This is a genomic window from Escherichia sp. AM3, from assembly GCF_032029835.1.
GTDB classification, from domain to species: Bacteria; Pseudomonadota; Gammaproteobacteria; order Enterobacterales; family Enterobacteriaceae; genus Escherichia; species Escherichia coli.
This window is the reverse complement of record NZ_JAVUPQ010000130.1, coordinates 1-4585: the sequence shown is the minus strand read 5'-3', so window position 1 is coordinate 4585 and position 4585 is coordinate 1. Positions and strand designations below refer to the sequence as shown.

Genomic DNA, 4585 nt, shown 5'->3' with positions numbered 1-4585 from the left:
CCGCAGAACCGCTTGCCGGTATGGGTTTTGAAACCTATGCCATTGCCAGCGCCATCATTGGCGGCACCAGTTTCTTCGGCGGCAAGGGGCGCATTTTCTCTGTGGTGATTGGCGGGTTGATCATCGGCACCATCAACAACGGTCTGAATATTTTGCAGGTACAAACCTATTACCAACTGGTGGTGATGGGCGGATTAATTATCGCGGCTGTCGCCCTTGACCGTCTTATCAGTAAGTAAGGAATTGAACATGAAAATCTCCCCCTCGTTAATGTGTATGGATCTGCTGAAATTTAAAGAACAGATCGAATTTATCGACAGCCATGCCGATTACTTCCACATCGATATCATGGACGGTCACTTTGTCCCCAATCTGACACTCTCACCGTTCTTCGTAAGTCAGGTTAAAAAACTGGCAACTAAACCGCTCGACTGTCATCTGATGGTGACGCGGCCGCAGGATTACATTGCTCAACTGGCGCGTGCGGGAGCAGATTTCATCACTCTGCATCCGGAAACCATCAACGGCCAGGCGTTCCGCCTGATTGATGAAATCCGCCGTCATGACATGAAAGTGGGGCTGATCCTTAACCCGGAGACGCCAGTTGAGGCCATGAAATACTATATCCATAAGGCCGATAAAATTACGGTCATGACTGTCGATCCCGGCTTTGCCGGACAACCGTTCATTCCTGAAATGCTGGATAAACTTGCCGAACTGAAGGCATGGCGTGAACGAGAAGGTCTGGAGTACGAAATTGAGGTGGACGGTTCCTGCAACCAGGCAACTTACGAAAAACTGATGGCGGCAGGGGCGGATGTCTTTATCGTCGGCACTTCCGGCCTGTTTAATCATGCGGAAAATATCGACGAAGCATGGAGAATTATGACCGCGCAGATTCTGGCTGCAAAAAGCGAGGTACAGCCTCATGCAAAAACAGCATAACGTCGTAGCGGGCGTGGATATGGGGGCAACGCATATCCGCTTTTGTCTGCGGACAGCAGAAGGTGAAACGCTACACTGCGAAAAAAAGCGGACCGCAGAAGTCATTGCTCCCGGCCTGGTGTCGGGTATCGGCGAAATGATTGACGAGCAACTCAGGCGCTTTAACGCTCGCTGTCATGGTCTGGTGATGGGATTTCCGGCGCTGGTCAGTAAAGATAAACGCACCATTATTTCTACGCCTAACCTGCCGTTAACAGCGGCGGATTTATATGATCTCGCCGATAAGCTCGAAAATACGCTGAATTGTCCGGTTGAGTTTTCCCGCGACGTTAACCTGCAACTCTCCTGGGACGTAGTAGAAAACCGCCTTACGCAACAACTGGTTCTGGCGGCCTATCTCGGTACGGGGATGGGGTTCGCAGTGTGGATGAACGGTGCGCCGTGGACGGGTGCACACGGTGTGGCAGGCGAACTGGGTCATATCCCCCTGGGAGATATGACCCAACACTGCGCGTGTGGCAATCCTGGGTGCCTGGAAACCAATTGCTCTGGAATGGCGCTAAGACGCTGGTACGAACAACAGCCCCGAAATTACCCATTGCGCGATCTTTTCGTCCATGCGGAAAACGCCCCTTTCGTCCAGAGTCTGCTTGAAAACGCGGCACGGGCCATTGCCACCAGCATTAATCTGTTCGATCCCGATGCGGTGATCCTGGGCGGTGGCGTGATGGATATGCCCGCCTTCCCACGCGAGACTCTCGTTGCCATGACCCAAAAGTACCTGCGCCGTCCACTGCCGCATCAGGTCGTGCGCTTTATTGCCGCCTCATCTTCTGACTTTAATGGCGCTCAGGGTGCAGCAATATTGGCGCATCAACGTTTTTTGCCACAGTTCTGTGCTAAAGCCCCATGAGTAAAACGTTGGCACAGTAGCGCAATGTCCCGCTGTGCCAACGACAGGTACAATATATATAATAAACACATAAAACGACTCATATTATTTTCTGCAATGATAGTTTTACTGTAATTTTCCCTCTTCAGCACAAATGCCTAATAAAATGGCGCGTTCCGCTCACACTTCCACTTATTAAAGTCGCAATTTCCCAATTATGATAACGCCAGCTTTAAATGACGTATTTTGCATGGATTACATATTTACGACATAAATGATAAATGGAGATTTATATGAATAACTCTCGGTTATTCCGTTTGAGCAGGATTGTTATTGCGTTAACTGCCGCCAGCGGCATGATGGTAAATACCGCTAACGCGAAAGAGGAAGCGAAAGCCGCCACTCAATATACCCAACAGGTTAATCAGAATTACGCCAAATCATTACCGTTTAGCGATCGTCAGGATTTTGACGATGCCCAGCGTGGATTTATCGCCCCGCTGCTGGATGAAGGTATTCTGCGTGATGCGAACGGTAAAGTTTACTACCGCGCGGACGATTACAAATTTGATATTAATGCCGCAGCGCCGGAAACCGTAAACCCCAGCCTGTGGCGTCAGTCGCAAATCAACGGTATTTCTGGCCTGTTCAAAGTCACCGATAAAATGTATCAGGTGCGCGGCCAGGATATCTCTAACATTACGTTCGTTGAGGGCGAGAAAGGCATTATTGTTATCGACCCGCTGGTGACGCCGCCTGCCGCAAAAGCCGCACTTGACCTTTACTTCCAGCATCGTCCGCAAAAACCGATTGTTGCCGTTATCTACACTCACAGCCACACCGACCACTATGGTGGCGTGAAAGGCATTATCTCTGAAGCCGATGTTAAATCCGGCAAAGTTCAGGTGATTGCCCCTGCAGGCTTTATGGACGAAGCCATCAGCGAAAACGTGCTGGCGGGTAACATCATGAGCCGCCGTGCGCTCTACTCTTACGGTCTGTTACTGCCGCACAACGCGCAAGGCAATGTGGGTAATGGCCTTGGCGTGACGCTGGCAACGGGCGACCCGAGCATTATTGCACCGACGAAAACTATCGTCAGAACTGGCGAGAAGATGATTATCGACGGCCTGGAGTTTGACTTCCTGATGACCCCAGGTAGCGAAGCGCCAGCCGAAATGCACTTCTATATTCCGGCCCTGAAAGCCCTGTGTACCGCCGAGAACGCCACGCATACCCTGCACAACTTCTACACTCTGCGCGGCGCGAAAACCCGCGACACCAGCAAGTGGACCGAGTATCTGAACGAAACGCTGGATATGTGGGGTAACGACGCGGAAGTGCTGTTTATGCCGCACACCTGGCCGGTCTGGGGCAATCAAGCATATCAATGATTATATTGGTAAATACCGCGATACCATCAAGTACATTCACGACCAGACCCTGCACCTGGCGAACCAGGGCTACACCATGAATGAAATCGGCGACATGATTAAGCTGCCGCCTGCACTTGCCAATAACTGGGCCAGCCGCGGCTATTACGGTTCTGTCAGCCACAACGCCCGCGCGGTGTATAACTTCTATCTTGGCTATTACGACGGTAACCCGGCTAACCTGCATCCGTATGGTCAGGTGGAGATGGGTAAACGTTACGTGCAGGCGCTGGGCGGTTCTGCCCGTGTCATCAACCTGGCGCAAGAAGCGAACAAGCAAGGTGATTACCGCTGGTCGGCAGAACTGCTGAAACAGGTGATTGCCGCCAACCCGGGTGACCAGGTCGCGAAGAATCTGCAAGCGAATAACTTTGAACAGCTGGGCTATCAGGCCGAGTCCGCCACATGGCGCGGTTTCTACCTGACCGGCGCGAAAGAGCTGCGCGAAGGGGTGCATAAGTTCAGCCACGGCACCACCGGTTCCCCGGACACCATTCGCGGGATGTCGGTCGAAATGCTGTTCGACTTTATGGCCGTTCGCCTCGATAGCGCGAAAGCTGCGGGTAAAAATATCAGCCTGAACTTCAATATGAGCAACGGCGATAACCTCAACCTGACGCTGAACGATAGCGTGCTTAACTACCGGAAAACGCTGCAACCGCAAGCCGACGCCTCTTTCTACATCAGCCGTGAAGATCTGCACGCCGTGCTGACCGGACAAGCCAAAATGGCGGATCTGGTAAAAGCGAAGAAAGCCAAAATTATTGGCAATGGCGCGAAACTGGAAGAAATTATCGCCTGTCTGGATAATTTCGATTTGTGGGTGAATATCGTAACCCCAAATTAATGTCACTCGCTTTTGGGGGCGCTGAAGCCCCCAAAAGTATTTATTTTAAAAATATATACAGCCAATTAATAAATAAAATATATAAGTTATGAATGCGGTGGCTGAATAAAGCTATTTTTATTCATCAAGAAAATAGCCATACTGACGCCTTCAATGGATATTGATATTCACTACAGATATTGTTCGCAGCAGACAGGATGTATTTAATATGCCAACAGTTCTCTCTCGCATGGCGATGCAACTCAAAAAAACAGCCTGGATAATTCCCGTCTTCATGGTTTCGGGATGCTCATTATCTCCGGCAATCCCGGTGATCGGCGCTTATTATCCCAGCTGGTTTTTCTGCGCCATTGCCAGCCTTATTTTGACGCTCATCACGAGGCGAGTTATTCAGCGGGCAAATATCAATCTGGCATTTGTCGGAATTATTTATACCGCCCTTTTTGCTCTCTACGCCATGCTGTTCTG

4 protein-coding genes and 1 pseudogene are annotated in these 4585 nt (G+C 50.6%); all 5 read left to right on the top strand.

All coding sequences use genetic code 11. The features are described 5' to 3' along the window. On the top strand, positions 1–239 hold a 239-nt coding region (locus RTW80_RS22580; RefSeq protein WP_409415307.1), incomplete at its 5' end, for an ABC transporter permease subunit. A 10-nt stretch (positions 240–249) separates the two neighbouring features. Beyond that, complete coding sequence (gene alsE, locus RTW80_RS22575) at positions 250–945, top strand: D-allulose-6-phosphate 3-epimerase (RefSeq protein WP_001311314.1); 696 nt, start codon at positions 250–252, stop codon at positions 943–945. Next, positions 929–1858, top strand: a complete 930-nt coding sequence (gene alsK, locus RTW80_RS22570; RefSeq protein WP_001171687.1) for an allose kinase — start codon at positions 929–931, stop codon at positions 1856–1858. Before alsE ends, alsK begins: the two co-directional genes overlap by 17 nt. Positions 1859–2130: 272 nt before the next feature. After that, a pseudogene (gene yjcS / locus RTW80_RS22565) lies at positions 2131–4117 on the top strand (alkyl sulfatase YjcS). Positions 4118–4325: 208 nt separating this feature from the next. Next, positions 4326–4585 (top strand): YtcA family lipoprotein (locus tag RTW80_RS22560; protein ID WP_312720271.1); only part of this gene is annotated, 260 nt, incomplete at its 3' end.